Below are 23693 nucleotides of genomic sequence, written 5' to 3'. Positions count from 1 at the left end.
ACGACCATGAGCAGCCCGAACGCACCCCTGGACCTCACCCTCGACGGCGGCACGCTGACCGCCCGGCTTGTCGACTTCCCGTCGGAGAGCGGCGACGAGCAGGCGCTCGCCGACGCCGTGGAGGGCGCCCTGCGGGCCTACCCGCACCTCACCGTCGACCGGTACGGCAACAACGTGGTCGCCCGGACGAACCTCGGCCGCGCCGAGCGGGTCCTGCTCGCCGGGCACCTGGACACCGTGCCGATCGCCGACAACGTGCCGTCCCACGTCGAGGGCGACCTGCTGTACGGCTGCGGCACCTCCGACATGAAGTCCGGCGTGGCCGTGCAGCTGCGGCTGGCCGCCACCCTGCCCGAGCCCAACCGCGACCTCACCTTCGTGTTCTACGACTGCGAGGAGGTCGAGGCGCACCGCAACGGCCTCGGCCACCTGGTCACCGAGCACCCGGACTGGCTGGCCGCCGACCTCGCCGTGCTGATGGAGCCCAGCGGGGCCACCGTCGAGGGCGGCTGCCAGGGCACCCTGCGGGTGCAGGTCCGGCTGACCGGCGTGCGCGCCCACTCCGCCCGCAGCTGGCTCGGCGACAACGCCATCCACCACGCCGCCGAGGTGCTCGGCCGACTCGCCCGGTACGAGCCGCGCCGGGTGGAGATCGACGGCCTGGAGTACCGCGAGGGCCTCAACGCGGTGCGCATCGACGGCGGCGTGGCCGGCAACGTCATCCCCGACGAGTGCGTGGTGACGGTCAACTTCCGCTACGCGCCGGACCGCGGCGAGGCGGACGCCGAGAAGCACGTGCGGGAGGTCTTCGACGGCTTCGAGGTGACCGTCACCGACTCGGCCCCGGGCGCCCTGCCCGGCCTCGCCCAGCCCGCCGCGCAGGCCTTCCTGGCCGCCACCGGCGGCGTCGCCCGGGCCAAGTTCGGCTGGACCGACGTCGCCCGGTTCAGCGCGCTCGGCGTCCCCGCGGTCAACTACGGCCCCGGCGACCCGAACATGGCGCACAAGCGGGACGAGCACTGCTCGCTCGCCGCCATCGCCGAGACCGAGGAGCGGCTGCGCGCCTGGCTGACCGCCTGACCGCGGCGCCGGGCGGCGGCCGAACGCCATCTTCCGGTTGCCCAACCGACCTTCCGCCGTTGCCTGAAAACGGGGATCTGCGGGCGTAGGGTTTCGTCATGACAGGCACAGGAGACGAAAAGCACTACGGACACGGCCCTGAGCAGGTGGGAGAGCCGCGCCCGAAGCGGGCGTGGCCCGAGAAGCAGCAGGGCCCGGTGCTGGTGCGCCGGGACCAGGTCGGCACCAGCACGACGGACCAGCGCCTGCTGGACACCACCGGCCCGACGGACTGGCTGCACACCGATCCGTGGCGGGTGCTGCGGATCACCTCCGAGTTCGTCGAGGGCTTCGGCGCGCTGGCCGAACTCCCGCCCGCGATCAGCGTCTTCGGCTCCGCCCGGACGTCGATCGACTCGCCCGAGTACGCGGCGGGCGTGGCGATCGGCCGCGCGCTGGTCGAGGCCGGCTACGCGGTGATCACCGGCGGCGGCCCGGGTGCGATGGAGGCGGCCAACCGCGGCGCCTCGGAGGCCGGCGGCCTGAGCGTGGGCCTCGGCATCGAGCTGCCCTTCGAGCAGGGGCTCAACGAGTTCGTCGACCTGGGGCTGAACTTCCGTTACTTCTTCGTCCGCAAGACGATGTTCGTGAAGTACGCCCAGGGCTTCGTGGTGCTGCCCGGCGGCCTCGGCACCCTGGACGAGCTGTTCGAGGCGCTCACCCTGGTGCAGACGAAGAAGGTCACCCGCTTCCCGGTGATCCTCTTCGGCAGCGAGTACTGGGGCGGCCTCTTCGACTGGCTGAAGAACACCCTGGTCGCGCAGGGCAAGGCGGCCCCGCACGACCTGGAGCTGTTCCAGATCACCGACGACATCGACGAGGTCATGAAGATCCTCGCCGACGCCCGCCGGCCGGCGCACGAGATCTAGCCCGGGATCTGGCCCGGGCGCCCGACGCCGCGGCCCCCGTGCGGGCCGGGGCCCCGGAGGGCCGGTCTCAGGCCAGCCCCCGGCGGGCGACCGCCGGGGGGCGGGTGCCCCGGATCGAGGCGACCATGTCCAGCACCTGGCGGGTCTCCTCGACCTGGTGCACCCGGTAGACCTGCGCCCCCAGCCAGGCCGAGACCGCCGTGGTCGCCAGGGTGCCGAGCAGCCGCTCGTTCACCGGCCTGTCCAGGGTCTCGCCGACGAAGTCCTTGTTGGAGAGCGAGACCAGCACCGGGAACCCGGTCGCGGTCATCTCCGGCAGCCGCCGGGTCGCCTCCAGCGAGTGCCGGGTGTTCTTGCCGAAGTCGTGCCCCGGGTCGATGATCAGCGCGTCCCGGCGCACCCCGAGGCCCACCGCCCGCTCGGCCAGCCCGACGGTGACCCGCAGGATGTCCGCCATCACGTCCTGGTAGCCCACCCGGTGCGGCCGGGTGCGCGGTTCGGCGCCGCCCGCGTGCGTGCAGACCAGCCCGACGTCATGGCGTGCGGCCACCTCGGCCAGCCGCGGGTCCACCCCGCCCCAGGCGTCGTTCAGCAGGTCCGCGCCCACCTCGCAGACCGCCTCGCCGACCTCGTGCCGCCAGGTGTCCACGCTGATCACGGCCTCCGGGTGGCGCTTGCGCAGCTCCGCCACGAACGGCACCGTGCGCCGCAGCTCCTCCTCGACCGTGACCTCGTCGCCCGGCCCGGCCTTCACCCCGCCGATGTCCAGGATCGCCGCACCCTCGGCCATCGCCCGGTCCGCGGCGGCGAACGCCGCCTCGTCGGCGAAGGTGGCCCCCCTGTCGAAGAAGGAGTCCGGGGTGCGGTTGACGATCGCCATGATCACCAGCTCGTCGTCGGCGAATTCCCGAGGTCCCAGGCGCAGTGCCACCGATGTCTCCTCCACAGCTGCTGCGGGTGCGATGATGGCCCCCGGCCTACCGGGAACCATGATCCCACTTGTACCGAGGCCGGCCGGGAAGTCGGGAGGACAGCTCGTGTTCTGGGTGATCGTGGTGGCCATGGCCGTGGTGGTCGGCGGCGCCGCGCTGGTGGCGCTGGGCGGGGGCGGATCACTGCCGGAGGCGGTGCACGACCGGATCGCCGCCCGGCTTCCGCAGGACCGTCCGCTCAGCCGGGACGACGTGGACGGGATCCGGCTGCCGATGGCCGTGCGCGGCTACCGGATGGACGAGGTGGACGACGTCCTCGACCGCCTCGGGGCCGAACTCGCCTACCGGGACTCGCGGATCGCCGAGCTGGAGGCGGCCGCCACGCTGCGCGGCGCGGTCGAGGCCGGCGGCCCGGACGCGGGCGCCGAACCGCTGCCCGGCCTGGAGGAGTTCGCCAGGGTGGTCGAGCCCGTGGCGACGCTCACCAAGGAGCCCGAGGACGCGAAGCCGGCGCAGGAGCAGGAGCAGTGAGCGAACCGCTCGCCGAGCCCGCCGCCGGTGAGCCCGCCCAGTCGTCCGTCCAGCCGTCCGTCCAGTCGTCCGCCGAGCCGTCGAACGGCGCCGTGCTCGGCCCGGACGGCCTGCGCCGCTGCGCCTGGGGCGATTCGGCCGACGACTACCGGGTCTACCACGACACCGAGTGGGGCCGACCGGTCCACGGCGACGACGCCCTGTTCGAGCGGGTCTGCCTGGAGGCCTTCCAGTCCGGGCTGTCCTGGATCACCATCCTGCGCCGCCGGGAGGGCTTCCGGGCCGCGTTCGCGGGCTTCGAGATCGCCAAGGTGGCCGAGTACGGCCCGGGCGACGTCGAGCGGCTGCTCACCGACACCGGCATCATCCGCAACCGCGCCAAGATCGAGGCGTCCATCGCCAACGCCAGGGTCGCCCGTGACCTCGACGGCGGCCTGGACGCCCTGATCTGGCGCTTCGCCGGCGACCCGGACCGGCCGGCCCCCCGCAGTCTGGGCGAGGTGCCGGCCGTCACGCCCGAGTCGACGGCGCTGGCGAAGGCGCTGAAGAAGGAGGGCTTCCGCTTCGTCGGCCCGACCACCGCCTACGCGCTGATGCAGGCCTGCGGCCTGGTCGACGACCACCTGGCGGACTGCCACGTCCGCGCGGCCCTCGACCGGCCCTGAGGGGCCCTAGCGCCCCAGGTACCTCGGCTTCTCCTTGGCGATGAAGGCGCGGACCGCGATCCGGTGGTCCTCGCTGTCGCCCGCCAGGGTCTGCAGCTCGTCCTCCTTGTCGAGCAGGTCACTCAGCGTGTGCGCGGCGCCGTAGGCCAGCGACTCCTTGATGGCGCCGAGGGCCACCGTCGGGCCCTCGGCCAGCTCCTTGGCGAACACCCGGGCGGTGGCGGCCAGCTCGGCGGCCGGCACCACCTTGGTGGCCAGGCCCAGCTCCATCGCCTCGGTGGCCTTCACGGTGCGCGGCAGCATCAGCAGCTCGGTCGCCTTGGCGTGCCCGACCAGCCGGGGCAGCGTCCAGGAGGCACCCGAGTCGGCGGTCAGCGCGATCCCGGCGAAGGCGGTGTTGAAGCCCGCCGTGTCCGCGACGATCCGGAAGTCGCAGGCGAAGGCCAGCGAGGCGCCCGCCCCCGCCGCGACCCCGCCGACCGCGGCGACGGTCGGCTTGCGCATGCCCGCCAGCGCCCGCACCAGCGGGTTGTAGTGCTCGGCGACGGTCTTCAGCGCGCCCTCACCGGTCTCCTCGGCCCGCTTGAGCAGGCCCAGGTGCTCCTTGAGGTCCTGCCCGACGCAGAACGCCCGCTCGCCCGCGCCGGTGAGCAGCACCGCCCGGACCGCGGTGTCCTCGGCGGCGGCCGCCACGGTGTCCCGCAGCGCCACCTTGGTCGCGACGTCCAGCGCGTTCATCGCCTCCGGGCGGTTGATGGTGATGACGGCCAGGCCGCCGTCCAGCTCGTAGAGCACGGAATCCGACATGGGCGAGGGCTCCCTTGTGATCGTCGTGGGTCGGTCGTGTGTCAGGATGCCGGAGCGTACGGCCGGGTGGGGAGTGTGAGGTATCGCACCTTCCGGCCGCGTACGGACCGCCGCCGCGCCGGGGCTTATGACGGGAAATGTGGCGCTTGGGGGCGGTCCGGCCGTGGTTGCACCGAGAGTGATGTTGGTCATCAGGCCGTGGCATGCGGGATAATGGCTTCCGATCAATGCGTTCGATACCGGCGGTGGACGGACTGCCGGTGCGTAGCTGAGCGGTTGCAGGAAGGGGAACGAGCATGGCGGCCATGAAGCCGCGGACGGGTGACGGCCCGCTCGAAGTCACCAAAGAGGGGCGGGGCATCATCATGCGCGTTCCGCTCGAAGGCGGCGGACGCCTTGTGGTGGAGCTCACGCCTGACGAGGCCGACGCCCTCGGCGAGGCCCTGAAGAAGGCCTGCGGCTGACCGCAGCGGGTGCTCCCCATCTCCTGGAGATGTGCCACCGGGCCCGGGTACGACACCACGTCGACCCGGGCCCGTCGGGTTCCCGCTCCGGTTTCCGGGCCCTGGTTTCCGGGCCCCGGGGCCGTCAGCGCTTGATCGCGCAGAGCAGTCCGTCGGAGACCGGCAGCAGCGCCGGCAGCAGCGACTCGCTCTCCCGGACGTCCCGGAGCAGGTCCCGGACCGCGTGCGTCGGCGCGTCCTGAACGTCCGGCTCGGCCAGCCGGCCCTCCTGGAAGACGCCCTCGAAGCAGACCATCCCGCCCGGCCGCAGCAGCCGCAGCGACTCCGCCAGGTACTCCCGCGACTCCGCCGCGTCCCCGTCGCAGAACACCAGGTCGTACTGGCCGTCCGCCAGCCGGGGCAGCACGTCCAGCGCCCGGCCCGGTATGAACCGGGACCGGTTCGCCGCGAACCCGGCCGCCTGGTACGCCTCCCGGGCCAGTTGCTGGCGCACCGGCTCGGAGTCCACCGTGGTGAGCACGCCGTCCGGCCGCATCCCGCGCAGCAGGTAGACCCCCGAGACGCCCGTCCCGGTGCCGATCTCGGCGACCGCCTTGGCGTCCAGCGCGGCCGCCAGCAGCCGCAGACAGGCCCCGCCGCCCGGCCCGATCGCCTTGATCCCGGTACGCGCCGCCTGCGCCCGGGCGTAGGTCAACACCGCGTCCTCGCCGACGAAGGTGTCGGAGAGGGCCACGCGCGCGGGCCCGAACTCGCTGATGGCTGCCTCTTTCGGAGCCCCGGGTGGCGGCCCGGTGCCGAGGGGATGTCGATATTTCCTGCCACAGATTACTGGCCGACCGGGAACCGCGTACGGCGGCGGGCCGTTGGTGGAACAGGGACCGGGTGAACGGACGCCTTTCGGATACCCCCGGGCACTTTTATCCGGGCTTGACGGGTGAGGTGGATATGGTGGTGGCCCTGCTGGGCAGAAGAGCCGACCGAGGAGGTGTGGCCGAGGGCGACGTCCCTGTGCGGCGGCACATCCGCGGCACCACGTCGGCCCGTACGCCGAAGCCCGTGATGAACCAGCCCGCGCACTCCACCCTGGACCAGCCGGCCGCCGCGACCGTGACGCCGGCCGCCGGTACCGCCGAGGCCCCCGCCGCCCTCGCGACCTTCACCGAGGGCCCCGACGCGCAGAGCTGGACTCCGCCCTCGTGGGAGGAGATCGTCGAGGCGCACAGCGCCCGCGTCTACCGCCTCGCCTACCGCCTGACGGGTAACCAGCACGACGCCGAGGACCTCACCCAGGAGGTCTTCGTCCGGGTCTTCCGCTCGCTGTCCACGTACACCCCCGGCACGTTCGAGGGCTGGCTGCACCGGATCACCACCAACCTCTTCCTGGACATGGTCCGCCGCCGCCAGCGCATCCGCTTCGACGCCCTGGGCGACGACGCCGCCGAGCGCCTGGCCAGCCGCGAGCCGAGCCCGGCCCAGCACTTCAGCGACACCCACTTCGACGCGGACGTCCAGCAGGCGCTGGACACCCTTGCCCCGGAGTTCCGTGCCGCCGTGGTGCTGTGCGACATCGAGGGCCTCTCCTACGAGGAGATCGCCGCGACCCTGGGCGTCAAGCTCGGCACCGTCCGCAGCCGCATCCACCGCGGCCGCTCCCACCTGCGCGCCGCGCTCAAGCACCGCGCCCCCGGCGCGGCCCCCGGCCGGGAGCGCCGGGGCGGCTCCGAGGAGCCGGTGCCGGTCGGCGCCGCCGCCGGTGAGGCGGGCGCGCCGGGCGGGCGCGGACGGAGGCGGTCGTGAGCGGAACCGGCCGGTCGGGGCCGGGCCAGCCGGACGCCCCCGGCAGGGCCGCGGCCCGGCGGGGCGGCTGGGCGCTGCCCGGACGCCGGGGCCACGACGGCCCGGACGCCCCCCTGCTGCCCGCCGAGCCGCTGCCGGGTGAGCCGACGCTGCGCGCGGTGGCCGTACGGCCCGCCGAGCCCGTCGAGGAGCACCACCTCGGGGAGCGGCTCTCCTCCTTCGTCGACGGCGAACTCGGCCACGACTCGCGCGACCGGGTCCAGGCCCACCTGGCCACCTGTCCGCAGTGCCTCGCCGAGGCCGACGAGGGCCGCGCCGTCAAGCACCTGCTGACCCACACCGGCACCCCCGGCCCGTCCTCGGCGCTGATGGCCCGGCTGATGGCCGTCGGCACCCTCCAGGACGACCAGAGGCCGTCCGAGCGGCCCCGCCGGGACGACGACGACCTGCCCGGCGGCGGGGTGGCCGCGAGCGGCACGCTCGGCGGCAGCCGGCTCAACGGCGGCTCCTTCGGCCGGGGCGCGGGCGCCTCCTTCGGCGCGGGCGCGCTCGGCGCCGACGCACCGCTGCCGGGGGTCGACCCCCGGGCGTTCGGTCGCGGCGGATCGGTGCTGCGCCCGCTGATGGGCCGTCGTACCGGCCGGCCCGCCGACTCCGCCCAGCCGCAGCCGGCCGCCGCGTCCACCGGGCCCGCCATGATCCGGCCGAGCGCGCCGCGCGGGCGCCGGTTCGTCTTCGCCGCCGCCGGGGCCTTCTCGGTCGCCGCGGTGACGCTCGGCGGGGTCGGTTCCTTCGCGGCCCAGAACGGCGACCAGCAGGGCACCTCGGTCAGCCCGGTCGGCGACCCCGGTCGCAGCGGCGGGCGCGTCCCGATGAACGCGCAGGTCCCGGTGGACTTCCCGGTCCGCCCGGTGGCGGCCACCCAGAGCGCGTTCCCGCCCTACGGCGGGTCGGACCGCACCCCGAGCACCGGCATCGCCGGGCTGCACCACGAGAACCGCTAGAGGGCTCCTCGCCCACCGGTCGTGACGGCCTTGATCATCGGCGGGTCTTCACCACGGCTTCATCACACTGTGGGTCACGAATCCGCTGGTGGCCATTACCCTGTTAGGGACCGCCGTCCGCCGAGCTAGGGAGTTTGGGTGTTCAGCGACGTAGGCGCCCTGGAGATCCTGACTCTGGTCATCATGGCCATCGTCATCTTCGGTCCGGACAAGCTCCCGAAGATGATCCAGGACACCATGGGGTTCATCCGGAAGATCAGGTCCTTCGCCGACGACGCGAAGGCGGACATCCGCAGCGAGCTCGGTCCGGAGTTCAAGGACTTCGAGTTCGAGGACCTCCACCCCAAGACGTTCGTCCGCAAGCAGCTCATGGGCGGCCAGGAGGACCCGCTGGGCCTCAAGGAGATGCGGGACAGCCTGGACATCCGGTCGGTGCTGGACGACAAGCCGGCCGCCACCGTGAACGGCCGCGCCGGCACGGTGAGCATGGACAAGTCCGGTGTCGCGGCCCCGGCGGCCGCCGCCTCCGGCGCCCCGCTGCAGCCCGGCGAGCGCCCCCCGTTCGACCCGGACGCCACCTGATCCGGCGTCGCCACGACGACACCACCGCCCCGCCCGGCCGCACGGCTGGCCGGGGCGGTGGCGTGTCCGCCGCTATTGTGCTGATTGTTCCCGCTGTGCCGTCTGTCACTTTGCGGTCCGTTCCGGACCGAAGACGCCCGGCGGGGACGCCGGGGTGCGCCACGATGGGAGCGCGCCACGGCAGGCAAACGTGCGTTGAGGAGGTCCGGGGATGGACGCGACGAGTCATGCGGTGGGGACGGCGACGGCCGGTGGCCCGCTGGTCGGCGGGCAGGCCGGCCCGGCCGACCCGCTGGTGCCGTACCTGTCGGCGGACTTCCCCTGGTACGGCCTGGACGACGGCTGGACCGGCCGCCGCTACCTGATGCAGGCCGGCGCGGGCGGTCCGCGCGCCGGGGCGGCCGGCAGCGTCGACTACGGCACCCTCGGACACGGCGAGGAGCCGGCCAGGCACTACGAGCCGCGCGACATGCGCAGGTTCGCCGTGGTCGTCACGGTGGCCCGCCGGGACAGCCGCCGCAGCGCCGACAACACCGGCACGCTGGAGGCCACCTCGGCCTCCTCCGCCGCCTGGCTGGCCGGCTCCGGGCTGCTCGCCGCCACCTGGCCGGGCCAGCTGGACCGGGCGCTGCGCCAGGACTGGCTGGACCAGCAGAGCTCGCTCGCCTGGGATCTCGCCGACGACCTGGCCGGCCCCGGCTGGTCCACCCTGAGCCTCCCGGTGAACGGTCTGCCGCAGCCCTTCCGCTACCGCGAGTCCGAGTACGGCTGGGTCCTGGCCGGCGAGGCCCCGGGCGTCCTGCTCGGCGCCTTCGGCCGCGGCGTCAGCGCCTACGGCGCCGGCTTCTCCACCGTCCCCGACCTGTCGGCCTACACCCGCCCGTAGAGGCCGGTGGAACGCCGACGGGCCGGGCGGAAGCCGCCCGGCCCGTCGAGGTCGTCGAACCCTAGAACTTGTTCTTCGGGGTGAGCCCGAGGGAGAGCCCGGAGAGGCCGCGCTGGCGGCCGCCGAGCTTGCCGGCCACGGCGCGCAGGGCGGCGCCGGCGGGGGAGTCGGGGGCGGCCAGGACGACCGGGCGGCCGTCGTCGCCGCCCTCGCGCAGGCGGACGTCGATCGGGATCGAGCCGAGCACCGGCACGGTGGCGCCGACGGTCCGGGTGAGGGCCTCGGCGACGATCTGGCCGCCCCCGGTGCCGAACACGTCGATGACCTCGTCGCAGTGCGGACAGGGCATGCCGGCCATGTTCTCGATCACGCCGACGATCTTCTGGTGGGTCTGCACCGCGATGGTGCCGGCCCGCTCGGCCACCTCGGCGGCGGCCATCTGCGGGGTGGTGACGATCAGGATCTCCGCGTTGGGGACCAGCTGGGCCACCGAGATCGCGATGTCGCCGGTGCCGGGCGGCAGGTCCAGCAGCAGGACGTCCAGGTCGCCCCAGTAGACGTCGGCCAGGAACTGCTGCAGCGCGCGGTGCAGCATCGGGCCGCGCCAGACCACCGGGGTGTTGCCGGGGGTGAACATGCCGATCGAGATGACCTTCACGCCGTTCGCCTGCGGCGGCATGATCATGTCCTGGACCTGGGTCGGCCGGCCCTCGACGCCCAGCATGCGCGGCACGCTGTGGCCGTAGATGTCGGCGTCCACCACGGCGACCTTCAGGCCGTCCGCGGCCATCGCGGCCGCGAGGTTGACCGTCACCGAGGACTTGCCGACGCCGCCCTTGCCGGAGGCCACGGCGTAGACACGGGTCAGCGTGCCGGGCTTGGCGAACGGGATCTCCCGCTCGGGGGCGCCGCCGCGCAGCAGCTGGGAGAGCTCCTTGCGCTGCTCGTCGCTCATCACGTCGAGCTCGACCTCGACGCCGGTCACGCCGGGGACCCTGCCGACGGCCTCGGTCACCCGGGTGACGATGGTGTCGCGCATCGGACAGCCCGAGACGGTCAGGTAGACCGCGACGCGCACCGCGCCGCCCTCGGCGATCTCGACCGATTTCACCATGCCGATCTCGGTGATCGGGCGGTTGATCTCCGGGTCGTTCACGGTCGCCAGCGCCTGGCGTACGGAGTCCTCCGTGACGCCGGCCGCGACCTCTGTCTCGTTGGCCATGCCTTGATGGTACGGCGCTGGCGGTGCCCCTTAACCCGTCGGTAGCGTGCCGAGGGTCACAGCGCCTCGGAGGTCTCCCGGCGCTCGTCGATCTCCTTGAGCAGGGACTGGAGTTCGGAGCGGATCCCGCTCAGCTCCGAGGCGATGAAGGCGCGGGTCGCGACCTCGCCGAGGCCCTGCCGCAGCGCGGCCACCTCGCGGGTCAGGTACTCGGTGTCGGCGATGTTGCGGTCGCTGCGGGCGCGGTCCTGCTCCATGTTGACGCGGTCCCGGTCGTCCTGGCGGTTCTGCGCCAGCAGGATCAGCGGGGCCGCGTACGAGGCCTGCAGCGAGAGCATCAGGGTGAGGAAGATGAACGGGTAGTCGTCGAAGTGCACCTGGTCGGGCAGCACGGTGTTCCAGCCGACCCAGACCACCACCACGATCGTCATCCAGACGATGAACCGCCCGGTGCCGAGGAAGCGCGCGATCCGCTCGGAGAGCTGGCCGAAGGCCTCCGGGTCGTAGGCGGGCAGGGTGATCAGGCCGGGGCGGGCGGTGCGCGGCTGGTCGAGCCGGGCGCGGGCGGGGCCGGTGGCGGCCGCCTCGGCGCGCTGGGTGCGACCGCCCTCGCGGGCCCGCAGTTCACGCAGTTCGCGCAGCTGGCGGAGCTGGCGCAGCTCGCCCTGCAGGCGCTGGCGGGGGGTGTCGTCCCGTCGGCCCTTGCGGTCAGCGTCCACCGGCCACCTCGCTCTCGTCGTCCAGTCCGTGCAGGGCTGCCTCGCGCCAGTCCTCGGGCAGCAGGTGGTCGAGCACGTCGTCGACGGTCACCGCGCCGAGCAGGTGGTCGGCCTCGTCGACGACCGGGGCGGCGACCATGTTGTACGTGGCCAGGTAGCTGGTGATCAGCGGCAGCGGGGTGTTCGGCGGCAGCGGGTCCAGATCGTCGTCCACCAGTGAGCCGACCAGGGTGTACGGGGGCTCGCGCAGCAGCCGCTGGAAGTGCACGGTGCCCAGGTACTTGCCGGTCGGGGTCTCGTTCGGCGGGCGGCAGACGAAGATCTGCGCGGCCAGCGCCGGCTTGTGGTCGGAGACCCGGACCCTGGCGAGCGCCTCGGCCACGGTGGCGTCCGGCTCCAGCACGATCGGCTCGGTGGTCATCAGGCCGCCCGCGGTGTTCTCCTCGTACGTCAGCAGGCGGCGGACCGGCTCGGCCTCGTCCGGCTCCATCAGCTGGAGCAGCCGCTCGGCCTCCTCGCCGGGCAGCTCGGAGAGCAGGTCGGCGGCGTCGTCCGGGTCCATCGCCTCCAGGACGTCGGCGGCGCGCTCGTCCTTCAGCTTGCCGATGATCTCGACCTGGTCGTCCTCGGGCAGCTCCTCCAGGACGTCGGCGAGCCGCTCGTCGTCGAGCGCGGCGGCCACCTCGGCGCGGCGCTTGGCGGAGAGGTGGTGCATGACGTTGGCGAGGTCGGCCGGGCGGAGCTGGTCGAAGGTGGCGAGCAGGTTGGCGGCGCCCTGGTCCTCCTCGGGGAGGGTGAAGCCGGTGACGTCCTTCCAGTCCAGGGTGAGCGTCTCGCCCCGGGACTTGCGGAGCCGGCCGGGCCGGCCGACCTGTACGAAGACCTTGCTGATCTCCCACTCGCGCAGCCGGGTCTGCACCATGGCGACGTCCAGGACGGTGACGTCCTCGTCGGTCTTGACCCGGGTGACGGTGCGGTCCAGCAGTTCGCCGAGGACGAGGGTCTCGGACGGGCGCTGCTCGAAGCGCCGCATGTTGATCACCCCGGTGGTGAGCACCTGGCCGGACTCCAGGCTCGTCACCCTGGTCATCGGCAGGAAGATCCGGCGCCGGCCGACCACCTCGGCCACCAGCCCGAGCACCCGGGGCGGGCGGCCGCCGAGGCGCAGCGAGACCACCACGTCGCGGACCCGGCCGACCTGGTCGCCGTTCGGGTCGAAGACGGCGACGCCGGAGAGGTGCGAGATGAAGACCCGGCTGCCTGGCCCTGCCATGGACTCCCTCGACTCGTTCGATGCCCGACGGACGCACGGGCGCGAGCGGGGGCGCCCCGCGGCCAAGGCTACCCGCGCACCCCTGGCCCGGCCCGGTGAGCGGCGGCCGTGCGGCGGGGCGCGGAGCACCGCCCGAGGAGCCCGGAACGGGCCTGCCGACCCGCACGGGAGGCCCGCCGGTCCGACATCCCGGGCGTGCGCGGGAGCGGGAGCGGACGGTGAGCGGCAGGGGAAGGGGGGGGAGGGCTACTTCGCCGACGGAGCCTGGCCCTTGCGGCGCTTGAAGAGCAGCTTGGGCAGGCCGGCCGGGATCGGCAGGCGGGTGGTGGCGGCGGTGGGCATCGGGGCGGCCGCGTGCGAGTCGTCCGGCATGGCGCCCGGGCGCTCGGTGAGCGTGCCGACCGGCTCCAGCCGCAGCACCCGGCACTCGCGGGCCCAGCGGTCGGCGATGGTGTCGGTGTCGGGCGCGTTCAGCCGCTTGCCCTTGAGCTCCTCGACCGCGCCGAGCCAGGCCTCGCTCCGCGGGGCCGGCTCGGAGACCCGGGCCGACCAGCCGGTCAGCCGGCCGCCCTTGTCCTTGCTGCGGACGGTCACCACCGCGCCCGCCCCGGCGGTGAGCCCGTGCAGCGGCTGCTCGGCGCCGTCGCCGACCACCACCACCGCGCCGTCGTGCCAGGCGTGCCAGAGCGCCCGGCTCTGCTCCTGACCGTCCGCGCGCACCCAGAGCAGGCCGGACTTCTTCGCGGCCTCCTCCAGCAGGGCCCGGTCGAGGAAGTCGTCGGCGGTCGCGGCTGCGGCAGGCGTACGGTCCATGGCCGACAGCGTACGGCCTGCGGCGTCCACCGGATGTCTCACCCGTCGGGCGACAGTTCCATGGTGGCCGCACGGGCCTTACCTTAGGAGCGGCCAGACCCACCCCGAGCCATGAGGAGCGCCGTGCCCGCCGCCCGGCCCGAGACCGCCGCCCCCGACCGTCCCGCCCCGGGCCGGACCGACGCGGCCGCGCCGCACCCGCTCCCCAGGCTCGACCTGCTGCTGCTCGCGGTCTCCGTCTCCGGCATCTCGCTCTCCGCGCCGCTGATCAGCGCCACCGCCGCGCCCGCCCTGGCGATCGCGTTCTGGCGCAACGTGATGTCGGTCGGCGTGCTCGGCCCGTACGCGCTGCTGCGCCACCGCGCCGAGCTGCGCGGGATCGGCCGGCGGGCGCTGCTGCTGGCGATGGCGGCCGGGGTGCTGCTCGCCGCCCACTTCGCGCTCTGGATGCCGAGCCTGCGGATGACCTCGGTGGCCTCGGCGACCGCGCTGGTCACCACCACCCCGCTGTGGACCATCCTGCTGATGCGGCTGCTCGGGGTCCGGGCGCCGCGCCTGGTCTGGCTCGGGACGGGCGTGGCCTTCGCCGGCGTGCTGGTGCTCACCGGGGTCGACCTCTCGCTCTCGCCGCGCGCCCTGCTCGGCGACGCGCTGGCGCTCGGCGCGGGCCTCGCCGCGGCCGGCTACGTGCTGCTGGGCGCGGAGGTCCGCAAGTCCGTCAGCACCACCGCGTACACCCTGGTCTGCTACGCCACCACGGCAGCGGTGCTGCTGGCGGTCTGTCTGGTGGCCGGCACCCCGATGTCCGGCTGGCCCGCCGGGGTGTGGTGGCAGATCGTGCTGCTGATGGTCACCGCGCAGCTGCTCGGGCACTCGCTGAGCAACCGGGTGGTGCGGACCCTGGGGGCGTCCGTCACCTCCACCGCGATCCTGCTGGAGACGCCGGGCGCCGCGCTGATCGCGGCGCTCTGGCTGGGCCAGTGGCCGCCGGCGGCGGCCTACCCGGCCGTGGTGCTGATCCTGCTCGGGCTGGTCCTGGTGGCCCGCGGCGGCCGCCGCTAGGCCCACCGGGACCGGCCCGCCCGGCGGCTCACAGCCAGCCGTTGCGTCGGAAGCCCCGGTACATCCCGATGCAGATCAGCACCACGCTGCCGAGCACCATCGGGTAGCCGTACCGGTGGTGCAGCTCGGGCATGTAGTCGAAGTTCATGCCGTAGACACCGGTGATCATGGTGGGCACGGCGAAGATCGCCGCCCAGGCGGTGATCTTGCGCATGTCCTCGTTCTGCGCCACCGACACCTGCGCCAGGTTGGCCTGCAGCAGCGAGTTCAGCAGCTCGTCGAAGCCGTGCACCTGCTCGGTGACCCGGGCGAGGTGGTCGGCGACGTCCCGGAAGTACTTCTGGATGTCCGGGTCGACCAGCCGCTGGAGCGGTTCGGAGAGCTGCTGCATCGGCCGCAGCAGCGGCGCCACCGCACGCTTGAACTCCAGCACCTCGCGCTTGAGCTGGTACACCCGGCCGACGTCGGTGCCGCGGCCGCCCTTGTTGGAGAAGACGTCGAACTCGATCTCGTCCACGTCGGTCTGCAGCCGGTCGGCGACCAGCAGGTAGTTGTCCACCACCTGGTCGGCGATCGCGTGCAGCACCGCGGAGGGGCCCTTGGCGAGCAGCCCGGAGCCGTCCGCGTCGGCCTCCAGCCGGTGCCGCAGCTCCTGCAGCGAACTGTGCCCGCCGTGCCGGACGGTGATCACGAAGTCCCGCCCGGCGAAGACCATCAGCTCGCCGGTCTCGACCACCTCGCTGGTCGGGGTGAGCTGGTCGTGCTCGACGTAGCGGATCGTCTTGAAGACGGCGAACAGCACGTCGTCGTAGCGCTCGACCTTGGGCCGCTGGTGCGCGTGCACCGCGTCCTCGACCGCCAGCGGGTGCAGGCCGAAGCGCTGGGCGATGCCCTCGAACTCGGCCTCGGTGGGCTCGTGCAGCCCGATCCAGCTGAACGATCCTGCACCGTCCGGCAGTTGCTGCGAGGCCCGGACCTGGCGGGCGGCCTCGCGCGGGCTGCAGGTCTCGCCGTGCCGCTTGCCGTACCGGTAGACGGCACAGTCCACCACCGCCGAGACGGACTGGCCCGGGTGGATCGAGTCGAACAGGCCGGCCGCCGAACGGCGGCGGTTGGTGCGGACGGCTGCGCGCAGGCTGTTGATCATCGACATGGCAGGCTCCCTGGGGCAGGAGCCGCCGCACGGCGGCGCGGTGGGCGGATGGCCGTGGTGCGACGGCATGGAACACCGGTGGAATGGCGCCTGCGGTCGGTCCTCGGCCTTGCTGGGGCACGCGCTGGAACGACCGGACGCCGGTGAGGGTGCTCTCCCGGCCGACTCAACACTGCCTCGGTCGTCCCGGCGGACGCGGCTGATTCAGCTGCTACTGCTGTTGTTTCAGCCTGCGTGGCGAGGGGTACGGGGAAGGCGTCCGGGCCGGGTAGAGCTGCCGGTACTGCATGGTCGGCTGGTATCCACCGCAACCACCTCCTTCGCGCCGCTGCCCCGGGGGTAGAAGCATCCCCGGTGGCCAGTCGCTCACACTAACATCTGACCGGCCCTCGCCGCTGGGGTGTCCGCGGGCCGGCCCCCGGCGGCGGGTTACGCTCACCGGCATGGCGCACGACTTCCCGCTCTTCGGCGATCCCTCCGGCGGCTCCTCCGACCTCTCCCGGACGGCGGTCCTGGCCGCCGTCGAGGCGCGGCTGCTGACCACCTTCGGCGAGCCGGGCGGCCGCGCCGCGGTGACCTTCCTCGGCGCGGACCGGATCGAGGTGCTGCGCTTCGGCCCGGACGCCGACGGCCTGGTCCGCTACGCCACGCTCGGGATGTCCGCCGCGCCGATGGCCGACCCGACCGCGCCGGTCGCCGACCAGGTGCGCGGACCGCGCGCCGAACTGGTGCTGACGGTCCGTGGGGGCCGCGACACTGTGCTCCGGACGCTCGCCACCTTCGCCGCGACACCGCAGGTGGAGGGCCTGGTGCTGGCCCCCGGTGGCTCGCTCGACCTCGGCGCCCCGCTCTGGGACGGCGCGCCGTTCACCTCCGTGCTGGCCGCCGAACCCGGCGGGCTGGTGGCCGACCTGGAGCTGGACGAGCCCGCCGACCCGGTGCGCTTCCTGCCGCTGCTGCCGATGACGCCCAACGAGGCGGGCTGGAAGCGGGTGCACGGCGCGGCCGCGCTGGAGGAGCGCTGGCTGAAGCACGGCACGGACCTGCGCGACCCGGACCGCCGCGGGGTGCCGCTGGACTGACGTCCGGTCAGGGGCGCGCGGTGCGGCCGCCGCACCGCCGCCCGCACCGGTACGCCCGCGTGCGGACCGGGCCGGGCTCAGCCGCCGATCGGCCGCGCGCCGGTCGCCTGGGCCAGCAGCGCCTCGTACACGGCCGGGTCGGTGGTGTGCTCGCCGAGCCGGACGGTCTTGCGGCCGCCGTGGTAGTCGCTGGACCCGGTGGTCAGCAGCCCCAGTTCGGCGGCCAGCCCGCGCAGCCGGACCCGGGTGGGCTCGTCGTGGTCGATGTGGTCGACCTCCAGCGCCGCCAGCCCGGCCGCCGCCAGCTCGGCGATCACCTCGTCGGAGACGGTCCGGCCGCGCTTGACGGCGCCCGGGTGCGCGAAGACGGGTACCCCGCCGGCCGCCCGGACCAGCCGGACCGCCTCGACGGGGTCGGTCTCGTGCTTGCGGACGTCCGCCCGGCCGCCGTTGGCCAGCCAGTCCGCGGTGAAGGCGTCCGACACGGTGGCCACCACGCCCGCCTCGACCAGGGCGCTGGCGATGTGCGGCCGGCCCACCGAGCCGGCCCCGGCGATCCGCTCGACCTGCTCCCAGCTGATGTCGGCGCCGAGTGCGCGGCAGCGCTCGACGACCGCCCGGCCGCGCCGGAACCGGTCGGTGCGCACCAGCTCGCGCTCGCGCGCGAACCCGGGCTCGGCCGGGTCGAACAGGTACGCCAGCAGGTGCATGCTGATGCCGTCCACCGCGCAGGACAGCTCGGCGCCCGGGACGAGGGTCAGCCGGGTGCCGGCCGGCAGCGCGTGCACCGCCTCGGCGGCCTCGGCGTGGCCGGACACGGTGTCGTGGTCGGTGAGCGCCACCACGTCCAGGCCCGCGGCCGCGGCGGCCGCGACCAGCTCGGCCGGGCTGTCGGTGCCGTCGGAGGCGTTGCTGTGGGCGTGCAGGTCGATGCGCACGGGGCGGGCTCCTGGAGGTGGGCACTCGGGGGTGCCGCCCAGGATAGTGCCGCGTCCCGCCCGCCCCCGGGGACGGGCCCTAGCCGAACAGGCGGGGGGAGAGCGCCCCGCAGGGCAGCAGGTCGAGCTCCGCGCCGGCCTCGCGCAGGTCGGTGAGCACCAGTTCGTCGTACATCACCAGCGCCGACTGCTCCGGCCAGGCCACCGCCCAGAGCCAGAGCCCCCGGGCCTCGCCGACGAACACCGCACGGTCGGCCGGGGCGTCCGGGACGTGGAACATCGGGGTGGGCCGGCCGGCCGCCATCAGCTTGGCGTCGGCGGGCTTGTAGAGCGAGACGGACTCGCCCGGATCCGGTCCGGAGAGCCCCGCGTAGCGGGCCCCGAGCCCGACCCCCAGCTCCTCGGCGACCAGCATCAGCTCGCCGAACCCGCCCAGCGGCGCCGGGCCCGCGCAGGCCACGGCGGTGGCACGGGCGCCGGAGACATCGTCACCGACGTGGGCGATCCCGGTGTAGAGCCAGCCCACCGGGAGCGGCCAGGGCAGCCAGACGGGGACCTGGGAGCGGGCGACGGCCACGCCGAGCGCCTCGACGCTCGGGGGCAGCACGGGCTGCATCGGGTGCACGGCACCGTGCTGGTCGCACTGCCAGGTGTCGGAGAACAGACCGGGGGCGCGGACCCGGCCGGCGCACCTCGGACAGCTTGGCTCGCCCCTCATAGCCGACAACGCTCCTCCCTCCGGACCGCCGCGTCAAGGACGATCACCCGTACGGAGGGCTCGGCGGGACCTGTCGGTGGCGGGCGCCCGGCCCGCGCGGTGTGGGCGCGTTGCGGGCGGCTCCCGCTAGGGGATTGTCCAGTCGGGGGCGGCGGCAAACGTCGGCGGCAAACGTCGGCGGCCGCGGGGGCCGGCGGGAGCGGGCACACGGACTGACGCCCCGTCATCGGCGAATGCGGTGACGGGGCGTCAGTCCGGTATCGGAACGTCGGTGTCGGACGTTCCCGGCTCATCGGCGGCGGGTGAGGTCTCCTGGGTGGAGGCGCCGCACCGGGTCAGACGGTCGGGCACGGACGGATCAGCAGGCGTTCGCCGGTGCGGGCGGCGGCCTGGACGAGCTCGCGGACGGTTTCGGCGTCGGCGATCAGTCGGTCGGTGGCGTTTCCGTTGGTGTCGTCGAGTCGAAGGATTTCAAAGCGCATGGGCCTGTCCTTTCCTGGCCCCGCTGAGCGGGGCGGTCGCGGCTGAGTCGGTATCAGCCCTCGTGGGGTCTGTCGGGTCGAGCGGAGAACGGCCGGCTCGAAGGTCTGCTGCGGCAAAGGGCTCCCCCCTGCTTGCCAGGTACTGCTCGTACTGCGTGAGTCACGGCCTGCGTGAACCACGGTGTCGTGGTGCTGCTACCGGGCCGTTGCCCGTCCGTGAAGTCCTGGTTTCGGCCGATAGGCGATGACGTCGATGGCGACGATGATTCCCAGACAGAATCAAATATTACCGCAACTAACGACTTTTGTCCCGCGTCATCGCCGGCCGGCCCGGCGGGGAGCGCTACGAGCGGGCCCAGAAACCGGCCAGGGCGGCGGCCGTGGCGGTCGGCTGCTCGGCGTTGGGGGAGTGCCCGGCGTCCTCGACCACCACGCGCTCGGCGCCCAGCCGCAGCGCCATGGCGGTCTGCTCCGGCACCGGCCAGGCGTAGTCGCGCACCCCGGAGAGCACCAGCGCGGGCAGTGCCGCGGCGGCCGTGGCGGCGGCCAGCTCGTCGACCCGGTCGGGTGCGGCGATCAGGTGGCCGCCGGTGGTGCTGAGCGCCTGCGGGACGTTGGCCAGCCAGCGCTGGTGCAGGAACCGCGCGACCTCGGCGGACGGGCGCTTCGCGGGATCGCCGGAGCCCTCCTCCATCTGCTGGAGCACCTGCCAGATCTCCTCCAGGCTCATCGTCGGCAGCACGTCGATCAGCAGCTTGGTCCGGGCGGCCTCGGCCGGCTCGATCGCACCCGGCCCGGTGGACATCAGGGTCAGCGAGCGCCACGGCAGGGCGCCGTCCGCGGCGGCCGCCAGGACGGCCTCGCGGACCACCTGGCCGCCGAAGGAGTGCCCGAGCAGGTGCAGCGGGGTGTCGCCGTCGGCGAGTGCCTCGGACAGCGCCCGGACGTCCGCGCCCAGCTCCCCGACGGCGTACGCCCCGGGGTCGTCCGGTCCGCCGGTCTCGTGCTGGCCGCGCTGGTCGATCGCCGTCACCCGGTAGCCGGCCGCCGCGAGCGGCTCCAGCAGGGCGATGAAGTCCTCCTTGCTGCCGGTGAACCCGGGCACCAGCAGCGCGCTGCCGCGCACCGCCCCGGCGGGCTCGGCCCGCAGCGCGGCGAACCCGCCCCGGGCGGTCGGCAGCCGCAGCGCGTGCGCACAGCGGGGGAGGGCGAGGAACGGCGGGGTGCTCATGGGCGGACTCCTGCGCGGGTTCGGCGGCCGGCCCCGGGGTGACCGGCCGGTAACCCCGAGCGTAGTGCGGTGCCCGCGGCCGGTGTGGGAACGCCCGAGGGGCGGCGGGTCCGGTCCGGACCCGCCGCCCCTCGGGCGGTTGCTCAGCTCTCCGGGGTGGCCTCGTCGGCGGCGGCGGCCGGGCGGCGGCTGCGGGTGCGGCGGCGCGGGGCGGCGGCCTCGGCCGGGGCGTCCCCGGTGCTCTGCGGTGCGGCCTCGGCGGCCGGCTCGGCCTTCGCCTTGGCCCGGCTGCGGGTGCGCGGCCGGCTGGCCGGCTTCTCCCCGGCCTCCACCGCGTCGGCGGCGGGAGCCTCCACGGGGGCCTCGGCCACCGCGGTGGCCGTACCCTCGCCGGCGGCGCCGCGCGGACGACGGCGACGGCGGCGCGGAGCCGCCTCGCCCTCGACGGCGGGTGCGCCGGCCTCGACGGCCGCGGCCGCCTCGGCGGGCGACTCGACCACGGCGCCTTCCGCGACCGTCTCGCCGGCGCGGGTGCGACGGCGCTCACGGGAGCGGCGGGCCGGCTTCTCCTCGGCCGCCTCGACCGGGGCGTCGGCGGGCCGGCCGGAGCCGCCCCGCGCCGGGCCGCGGCCGCCCCGGGCGGCGCCGGCCGAGCGCGAACCGCGCCCGCCGGTCTCGCCGAGGTCCTCGACCTCCTCCGCGCCGAGCCCGGCGCGGGTGCGCTCCGAGCGCGGCAGCACACCGGTGGTGCCCGGGGCGATCTTCAGCAGCTCGTACAGGTGCGCCGAGGTGGAGTAGGTCTCCTCCGGCTCGTTGAACTTGAGGTCCAGCGCCTTGTTGATCAGCTGCCAGCGCGGGATGTCGTCCCAGTCCACCAGCGTCACCGCGGTGCCGGAGGCGCCGGCCCGGCCGGTGCGGCCGATCCGGTGCAGGTAGGTCTTCTCGTCCTCGGGGCACTGGTAGTTGATGACGTGCGTCACGCCCTCGACGTCGATGCCGCGGGCCGCGACGTCGGTGCAGACCAGCACGTCGACCTTGCCGCTGCGGAAGGCCCGCAGCGCCTGCTCGCGGGCGCCCTGGCCGAGGTCGCCGTGCACCGCGCCGGCCGCGAAGCCGCGCTGGGTGAGCTGGTCGGAGACGTCGGCCGCGGTGCGCTTGGTGCGGCAGAAGATCATCGCCAGGCCGCGGCCGTCGGCCTGCAGGATGCGCGAGACCATCTCCACCTTGTCGAGCGAGTGCGCCCGGAAGATGTGCTGGGTGGTGTTGGCGACCGTGTGACCGGTGTCGTCCGGCGCGGCGGCCCGGATGTGCGTCGGCTGGCTCATGTACCGGCGGGCGAGGCTGATGACCTGGCCCGGCATGGTCGCCGAGAACAGCAGGGTCTGCCGCTTGGCGGGCAGCATGGTGATGATCTTCTCGACGTCGGGCAGGAAGCCCAGGTCGAGCATCTCGTCGGCCTCGTCGAGGACCAGCGCGCGGACCTTCGACAGGTCCAGCTTGCGCTGCCCCGCGAGGTCGAGCAGACGGCCCGGGGTGCCGACGATGATGTCGACGCCCTTCTTGAGCGCCTCGACCTGCGGCTCGTAGGCACGGCCGCCGTAGATCGCGAGCACGCGGACGTCGCGGACCTTGCCGGCCGTCTGCAGGTCGTTGGTGACCTGGGTGCACAGCTCGCGGGTCGGGACGACGATCAGCGCCTGCGGGCCGTCGGACAGCTGGTCCTCGGTGGCCCGGCCGGCGTCGATGTCGGCCCGGACGACGACGCGCTCGATCAGCGGGAGGCCGAAACCAAGGGTCTTGCCGGTGCCGGTCTTGGCCTGGCCGATGACATCGTGGCCGGTCAGCGCGACCGGGAGGGTCATCTCCTGGATGGGGAAGGGGTGGAGGATACCGACGGCCTCAAGGGCCTCGGCGGTCTCCGCGAGGATCCCCAGATCCCGGAAGGTGGTCTTGGCGGGTTCAGCGGTGGTGGACAGGGTGCTGCCTCTTCCATGTGGTGGGGCCGAGAGCGAGAGAGCGGCGGGCAGCCGCGCGGCTGCGTACGGGCCGGGGGCCCTGAATACAGCTGCGCGGACGCACAACCGCGCCGGTCCCTGCGGCCGGCCGGTGGTTCGCGCGGCCCGGTGCGGGGCGCGTCGCCGGCGGCGTCGGGGAGGATTCCCGTGAGGGACCTGCGCGGGACCTTCGCCGGGGGCGGCGCGGTCCGCGGCGGCCCTCGCTCGGCCACTGATGCGGTGCCAGGGCTTGAGGTCCAAGCCATGGTCGGAGCCGATCGGCTCTCCGACCGGGCATCCGCGTACACGAGGACCCGGCTTCCGGCTGCGGACACGTCCTGACGGACGGTCCCGCTGCGGAGCGGGCTTGCCCGGCGCACCGAGACGGCGGTGACACCGTGCGAGCACTACGGGCCTCCCTACCACCATACAGTCACGCGACGACTCGAACACGTGACGCGTCTGACATCACGGTGATCAAGGGGCGACGAGCGGGTGGCGCGGGCCCCTCCGGCCGGTTCGGCGGGGTCCGCGGGCGCCTCCCGGGGCCGGTCCGGAGGGCGCCGCCCGGCGCCGGCGGCGGGTGGTGGGGGTTCGCGCCGGGCGGGACTAAGGTGGCAGGTCATGGAGACCCATGGGGAGACGCAGGACAGCGCGGCCGGCTCGATCGGGGACTGGGCGACCTGCTCGGCCGACCCGGAGTACCGGGCGGCCGTACTGGACCTGCTCGGCGCCCTCGCGTACGGCGAGCTGAGCGCCTTCGAGCGGCTCGCCGAGGACGCCAAGCTCGCGCCGGGCCTCGCCGACAAGGCGGAGCTGGCCCGGATGGCCAGCGCCGAGTTCCAGCACTACCAGCGGCTGCACGACCGGCTCGCCGAGGTCGGCGCGGACCCGCAGGAGGCGATGCGGCCGTTCGTCGAGCCGCTGGAGCTGTTCCACCGGATGACCGCCCCCTCCGACTGGCTGGAGGGTCTCGTCAAGGCGTACGTCGGCGACGCGATCGCCACCGACTTCTACCGCGAGGTGGCCGTCCGGCTGGACGACGACACCCGCGACCTGGTGCTCGGCGTGATGTCGGACACCGGGCACGCGCAGTTCGCCGTCGACAAGGTGCGGCAGGCCATCGAGGCCGACCCGCGGTCCGGCGGCCGGCTGGCGCTCTGGGGCCGGCGGCTGATGGGCGAGGCGCTCAGCCAGGCCCAGCGGGTGGTCGCCGAGCGGGACGCGCTGTCCAACCTGCTGGTCGGCGGCAGCGTGCAGGGCTTCGACCTGGTCGAGGTCGGCAAGATGTTCAACCGGATCACCGAGGCCCACACCCGGCGGATGGCCGCCCTGGGGCTGGCCTCCTAG

Annotated in this window: 25 protein-coding genes; 12 read left to right on the top strand and 13 right to left on the bottom strand. The window is 74.2% G+C overall.

Annotated elements, in window-relative coordinates; translation table 11 throughout:
• Positions 1 to 6: 6 nt before the first annotated feature.
• Together dapE and ACFVVX_RS12555 are read left to right on the top strand one after the other, a co-directional pair.
• On the top strand, positions 7 to 1080 hold the full coding sequence (gene dapE, locus ACFVVX_RS12560; RefSeq protein ID WP_387944429.1) for a succinyl-diaminopimelate desuccinylase: 1074 nt from the start codon (positions 7 to 9) through the stop codon (positions 1078 to 1080).
• A 98-nt stretch (positions 1081 to 1178) separates the two neighbouring features.
• On the top strand, positions 1179 to 1988 hold the full coding sequence (locus ACFVVX_RS12555; RefSeq protein WP_387944428.1) for a TIGR00730 family Rossman fold protein: 810 nt from the start codon (positions 1179 to 1181) through the stop codon (positions 1986 to 1988).
• A gap of 67 nt (positions 1989 to 2055) precedes the next feature.
• Here ACFVVX_RS12555 and folP read toward each other — a convergent pair whose 3' ends face one another.
• The gene (gene folP, locus ACFVVX_RS12550) at positions 2056 to 2868 is read right to left on the bottom strand and encodes a dihydropteroate synthase (RefSeq protein WP_387944646.1); all 813 of its coding nucleotides are present in this window, start codon (positions 2866 to 2868) and stop codon (positions 2056 to 2058) included.
• A 157-nt stretch (positions 2869 to 3025) separates the two neighbouring features.
• Between folP and ACFVVX_RS12545 the strand changes: the two genes are divergently transcribed.
• Positions 3026 to 3451 (top strand): DivIVA domain-containing protein, encoded by a 426-nt coding sequence (locus ACFVVX_RS12545; protein ID WP_387944426.1) that lies wholly within the window; start codon positions 3026 to 3028, stop codon positions 3449 to 3451.
• A gap of 92 nt (positions 3452 to 3543) precedes the next feature.
• The gene (locus tag ACFVVX_RS12540) at positions 3544 to 4116 is read left to right on the top strand and encodes a DNA-3-methyladenine glycosylase I (RefSeq protein ID WP_387944644.1); all 573 of its coding nucleotides are present in this window, start codon (positions 3544 to 3546) and stop codon (positions 4114 to 4116) included.
• A gap of 6 nt (positions 4117 to 4122) precedes the next feature.
• Here ACFVVX_RS12540 and ACFVVX_RS12535 read toward each other — a convergent pair whose 3' ends face one another.
• Entirely contained in the window at positions 4123 to 4923 is an 801-nt protein-coding gene (locus tag ACFVVX_RS12535) for an enoyl-CoA hydratase-related protein (protein WP_387944424.1), read from the bottom strand.
• Positions 4924 to 5219: 296 nt separating this feature from the next.
• Between ACFVVX_RS12535 and ACFVVX_RS12530 the strand changes: the two genes are divergently transcribed.
• The gene (locus tag ACFVVX_RS12530; RefSeq protein ID WP_014137929.1) at positions 5220 to 5387 is read left to right on the top strand and encodes a DUF3117 domain-containing protein; all 168 of its coding nucleotides are present in this window, start codon (positions 5220 to 5222) and stop codon (positions 5385 to 5387) included.
• A gap of 124 nt (positions 5388 to 5511) precedes the next feature.
• Here ACFVVX_RS12530 and ACFVVX_RS12525 read toward each other — a convergent pair whose 3' ends face one another.
• Positions 5512 to 6120, bottom strand: coding sequence for an O-methyltransferase (locus ACFVVX_RS12525; protein WP_387944422.1), 609 nt, complete (start codon positions 6118 to 6120; stop codon positions 5512 to 5514).
• Positions 6121 to 6446: 326 nt separating this feature from the next.
• On the opposite strand from ACFVVX_RS12525, the gene sigE reads away from it, so the two are divergent.
• The 4 genes from sigE to ACFVVX_RS12505 all read left to right on the top strand — a co-directional run bounded on the left by sigE (position 6447) and on the right by ACFVVX_RS12505 (position 9656).
• Positions 6447 to 7184: an RNA polymerase sigma factor SigE gene (sigE, locus tag ACFVVX_RS12520; RefSeq protein ID WP_387944642.1), complete on the top strand. Its 738-nt coding sequence runs from the start codon at positions 6447 to 6449 to the stop codon at positions 7182 to 7184.
• Positions 7181 to 8188: an anti-sigma factor family protein gene (locus ACFVVX_RS12515; protein WP_387944420.1), complete on the top strand. Its 1008-nt coding sequence runs from the start codon at positions 7181 to 7183 to the stop codon at positions 8186 to 8188. Before sigE ends, ACFVVX_RS12515 begins: the two co-directional genes overlap by 4 nt.
• Before the next feature lie 138 nt (positions 8189 to 8326).
• Positions 8327 to 8770 carry a sec-independent translocase gene (locus ACFVVX_RS12510; RefSeq protein ID WP_387944418.1) on the top strand — a complete coding sequence of 148 codons (444 nt, stop codon included), beginning with the start codon at positions 8327 to 8329 and terminating at the stop codon, positions 8768 to 8770.
• Between the two features lie 211 nt (positions 8771 to 8981).
• Entirely contained in the window at positions 8982 to 9656 is a 675-nt protein-coding gene (locus ACFVVX_RS12505) for a hypothetical protein (protein WP_387944416.1), read from the top strand.
• Positions 9657 to 9717: 61 nt separating this feature from the next.
• On the opposite strand, the gene ACFVVX_RS12500 is transcribed toward ACFVVX_RS12505, so the two are convergent.
• The 4 genes from ACFVVX_RS12500 to ACFVVX_RS12485 all read right to left on the bottom strand — a co-directional run bounded on the left by ACFVVX_RS12500 (position 9718) and on the right by ACFVVX_RS12485 (position 13683).
• Positions 9718 to 10878, bottom strand: coding sequence for an Mrp/NBP35 family ATP-binding protein (locus ACFVVX_RS12500; RefSeq protein ID WP_387944414.1), 1161 nt, complete (start codon positions 10876 to 10878; stop codon positions 9718 to 9720).
• 56 nt (positions 10879 to 10934) lie between these two features.
• Positions 10935 to 11501: a DUF1003 domain-containing protein gene (locus ACFVVX_RS12495; protein ID WP_387944640.1), complete on the bottom strand. Its 567-nt coding sequence runs from the start codon at positions 11499 to 11501 to the stop codon at positions 10935 to 10937.
• Between the two features lie 85 nt (positions 11502 to 11586).
• Positions 11587 to 12870, bottom strand: a complete 1284-nt coding sequence (locus tag ACFVVX_RS12490) for a magnesium transporter MgtE N-terminal domain-containing protein (protein WP_387944412.1) — start codon at positions 12868 to 12870, stop codon at positions 11587 to 11589.
• Between the two features lie 246 nt (positions 12871 to 13116).
• Positions 13117 to 13683, bottom strand: a complete 567-nt coding sequence (locus ACFVVX_RS12485; RefSeq protein ID WP_387944410.1) for a hypothetical protein — start codon at positions 13681 to 13683, stop codon at positions 13117 to 13119.
• Between the two features lie 111 nt (positions 13684 to 13794).
• On the opposite strand from ACFVVX_RS12485, the gene ACFVVX_RS12480 reads away from it, so the two are divergent.
• Positions 13795 to 14745, top strand: coding sequence for a DMT family transporter (locus tag ACFVVX_RS12480; RefSeq protein ID WP_387944408.1), 951 nt, complete (start codon positions 13795 to 13797; stop codon positions 14743 to 14745).
• Between the two features lie 28 nt (positions 14746 to 14773).
• On the opposite strand, the gene corA is transcribed toward ACFVVX_RS12480, so the two are convergent.
• Positions 14774 to 15898, bottom strand: coding sequence for a magnesium/cobalt transporter CorA (gene corA, locus ACFVVX_RS12475; RefSeq protein WP_387944406.1), 1125 nt, complete (start codon positions 15896 to 15898; stop codon positions 14774 to 14776).
• Between the two features lie 443 nt (positions 15899 to 16341).
• On the opposite strand from corA, the gene ACFVVX_RS12470 reads away from it, so the two are divergent.
• Positions 16342 to 16980, top strand: a complete 639-nt coding sequence (locus tag ACFVVX_RS12470) for a suppressor of fused domain protein (protein ID WP_387944405.1) — start codon at positions 16342 to 16344, stop codon at positions 16978 to 16980.
• Between the two features lie 77 nt (positions 16981 to 17057).
• Here the strand turns inward: ACFVVX_RS12470 and ACFVVX_RS12465 are convergent, their stop codons facing one another.
• From ACFVVX_RS12465 to ACFVVX_RS12445, 5 genes are all read right to left on the bottom strand, one after another.
• The gene (locus ACFVVX_RS12465) at positions 17058 to 17918 is read right to left on the bottom strand and encodes a PHP domain-containing protein (protein ID WP_387944403.1); all 861 of its coding nucleotides are present in this window, start codon (positions 17916 to 17918) and stop codon (positions 17058 to 17060) included.
• A gap of 79 nt (positions 17919 to 17997) precedes the next feature.
• Entirely contained in the window at positions 17998 to 18636 is a 639-nt protein-coding gene (locus ACFVVX_RS12460) for a DUF6758 family protein (RefSeq protein ID WP_387944401.1), read from the bottom strand.
• 335 nt (positions 18637 to 18971) lie between these two features.
• The gene (locus tag ACFVVX_RS12455) at positions 18972 to 19118 is read right to left on the bottom strand and encodes a hypothetical protein (RefSeq protein WP_387944399.1); all 147 of its coding nucleotides are present in this window, start codon (positions 19116 to 19118) and stop codon (positions 18972 to 18974) included.
• Between the two features lie 343 nt (positions 19119 to 19461).
• Positions 19462 to 20349 carry an alpha/beta fold hydrolase gene (locus tag ACFVVX_RS12450; protein WP_387944397.1) on the bottom strand — a complete coding sequence of 296 codons (888 nt, stop codon included), beginning with the start codon at positions 20347 to 20349 and terminating at the stop codon, positions 19462 to 19464.
• Between the two features lie 143 nt (positions 20350 to 20492).
• A complete protein-coding gene (locus ACFVVX_RS12445) occupies positions 20493 to 22211 on the bottom strand; it encodes a DEAD/DEAH box helicase (RefSeq protein WP_387944395.1) in 1719 nt (572 codons plus the stop codon).
• 756 nt (positions 22212 to 22967) lie between these two features.
• Here ACFVVX_RS12445 and ACFVVX_RS12440 point away from each other — a divergent pair.
• Positions 22968 to 23693, top strand: a complete 726-nt coding sequence (locus ACFVVX_RS12440) for a ferritin-like fold-containing protein (protein WP_387944393.1) — start codon at positions 22968 to 22970, stop codon at positions 23691 to 23693.

Source organism: Kitasatospora sp. NPDC058170 (assembly GCF_042883905.1).
GTDB lineage: Bacteria > Actinomycetota > Actinomycetes > Streptomycetales > Streptomycetaceae > Kitasatospora.
This window is presented reverse-complemented; position numbering and strand designations above follow the sequence as displayed.

Excerpts from the sequence above, each read along its gene's own strand:
- ACFVVX_RS12505 (WP_387944416.1), top strand. The coding sequence starts at position 8,982 with ATGGACGCGACGAGTCATGCGGTGGGGACGGCGACGGCCGGTGGCCCG.
- ACFVVX_RS12500 (WP_387944414.1), bottom strand. The coding sequence starts at position 10,878 with ATGGCCAACGAGACAGAGGTCGCGGCCGGCGTCACGGAGGACTCCGTA.
- ACFVVX_RS12480 (WP_387944408.1), top strand. The coding sequence starts at position 13,795 with ATGAGGAGCGCCGTGCCCGCCGCCCGGCCCGAGACCGCCGCCCCCGAC.
- dapE (WP_387944429.1), top strand. The coding sequence starts at position 7 with ATGAGCAGCCCGAACGCACCCCTGGACCTCACCCTCGACGGCGGCACG.
- corA (WP_387944406.1), bottom strand. The coding sequence starts at position 15,898 with ATGTCGATGATCAACAGCCTGCGCGCAGCCGTCCGCACCAACCGCCGC.
- ACFVVX_RS12450 (WP_387944397.1), bottom strand. The coding sequence starts at position 20,349 with ATGAGCACCCCGCCGTTCCTCGCCCTCCCCCGCTGTGCGCACGCGCTG.
- ACFVVX_RS12530 (WP_014137929.1), top strand. The coding sequence starts at position 5,220 with ATGGCGGCCATGAAGCCGCGGACGGGTGACGGCCCGCTCGAAGTCACC.
- ACFVVX_RS12485 (WP_387944410.1), bottom strand. The coding sequence starts at position 13,683 with ATGGACCGTACGCCTGCCGCAGCCGCGACCGCCGACGACTTCCTCGAC.
- ACFVVX_RS12555 (WP_387944428.1), top strand. The coding sequence starts at position 1,179 with ATGACAGGCACAGGAGACGAAAAGCACTACGGACACGGCCCTGAGCAG.
- ACFVVX_RS12440 (WP_387944393.1), top strand. The coding sequence starts at position 22,968 with ATGGAGACCCATGGGGAGACGCAGGACAGCGCGGCCGGCTCGATCGGG.
- ACFVVX_RS12470 (WP_387944405.1), top strand. The coding sequence starts at position 16,342 with ATGGCGCACGACTTCCCGCTCTTCGGCGATCCCTCCGGCGGCTCCTCC.
- ACFVVX_RS12455 (WP_387944399.1), bottom strand. The coding sequence starts at position 19,118 with ATGCGCTTTGAAATCCTTCGACTCGACGACACCAACGGAAACGCCACC.
- ACFVVX_RS12445 (WP_387944395.1), bottom strand. The coding sequence starts at position 22,211 with ATGACCCTCCCGGTCGCGCTGACCGGCCACGATGTCATCGGCCAGGCC.
- ACFVVX_RS12490 (WP_387944412.1), bottom strand. The coding sequence starts at position 12,870 with ATGGCAGGGCCAGGCAGCCGGGTCTTCATCTCGCACCTCTCCGGCGTC.
- ACFVVX_RS12535 (WP_387944424.1), bottom strand. The coding sequence starts at position 4,923 with ATGTCGGATTCCGTGCTCTACGAGCTGGACGGCGGCCTGGCCGTCATC.
- folP (WP_387944646.1), bottom strand. The coding sequence starts at position 2,868 with ATGGCGATCGTCAACCGCACCCCGGACTCCTTCTTCGACAGGGGGGCC.
- sigE (WP_387944642.1), top strand. The coding sequence starts at position 6,447 with ATGAACCAGCCCGCGCACTCCACCCTGGACCAGCCGGCCGCCGCGACC.
- ACFVVX_RS12460 (WP_387944401.1), bottom strand. The coding sequence starts at position 18,636 with ATGAGGGGCGAGCCAAGCTGTCCGAGGTGCGCCGGCCGGGTCCGCGCC.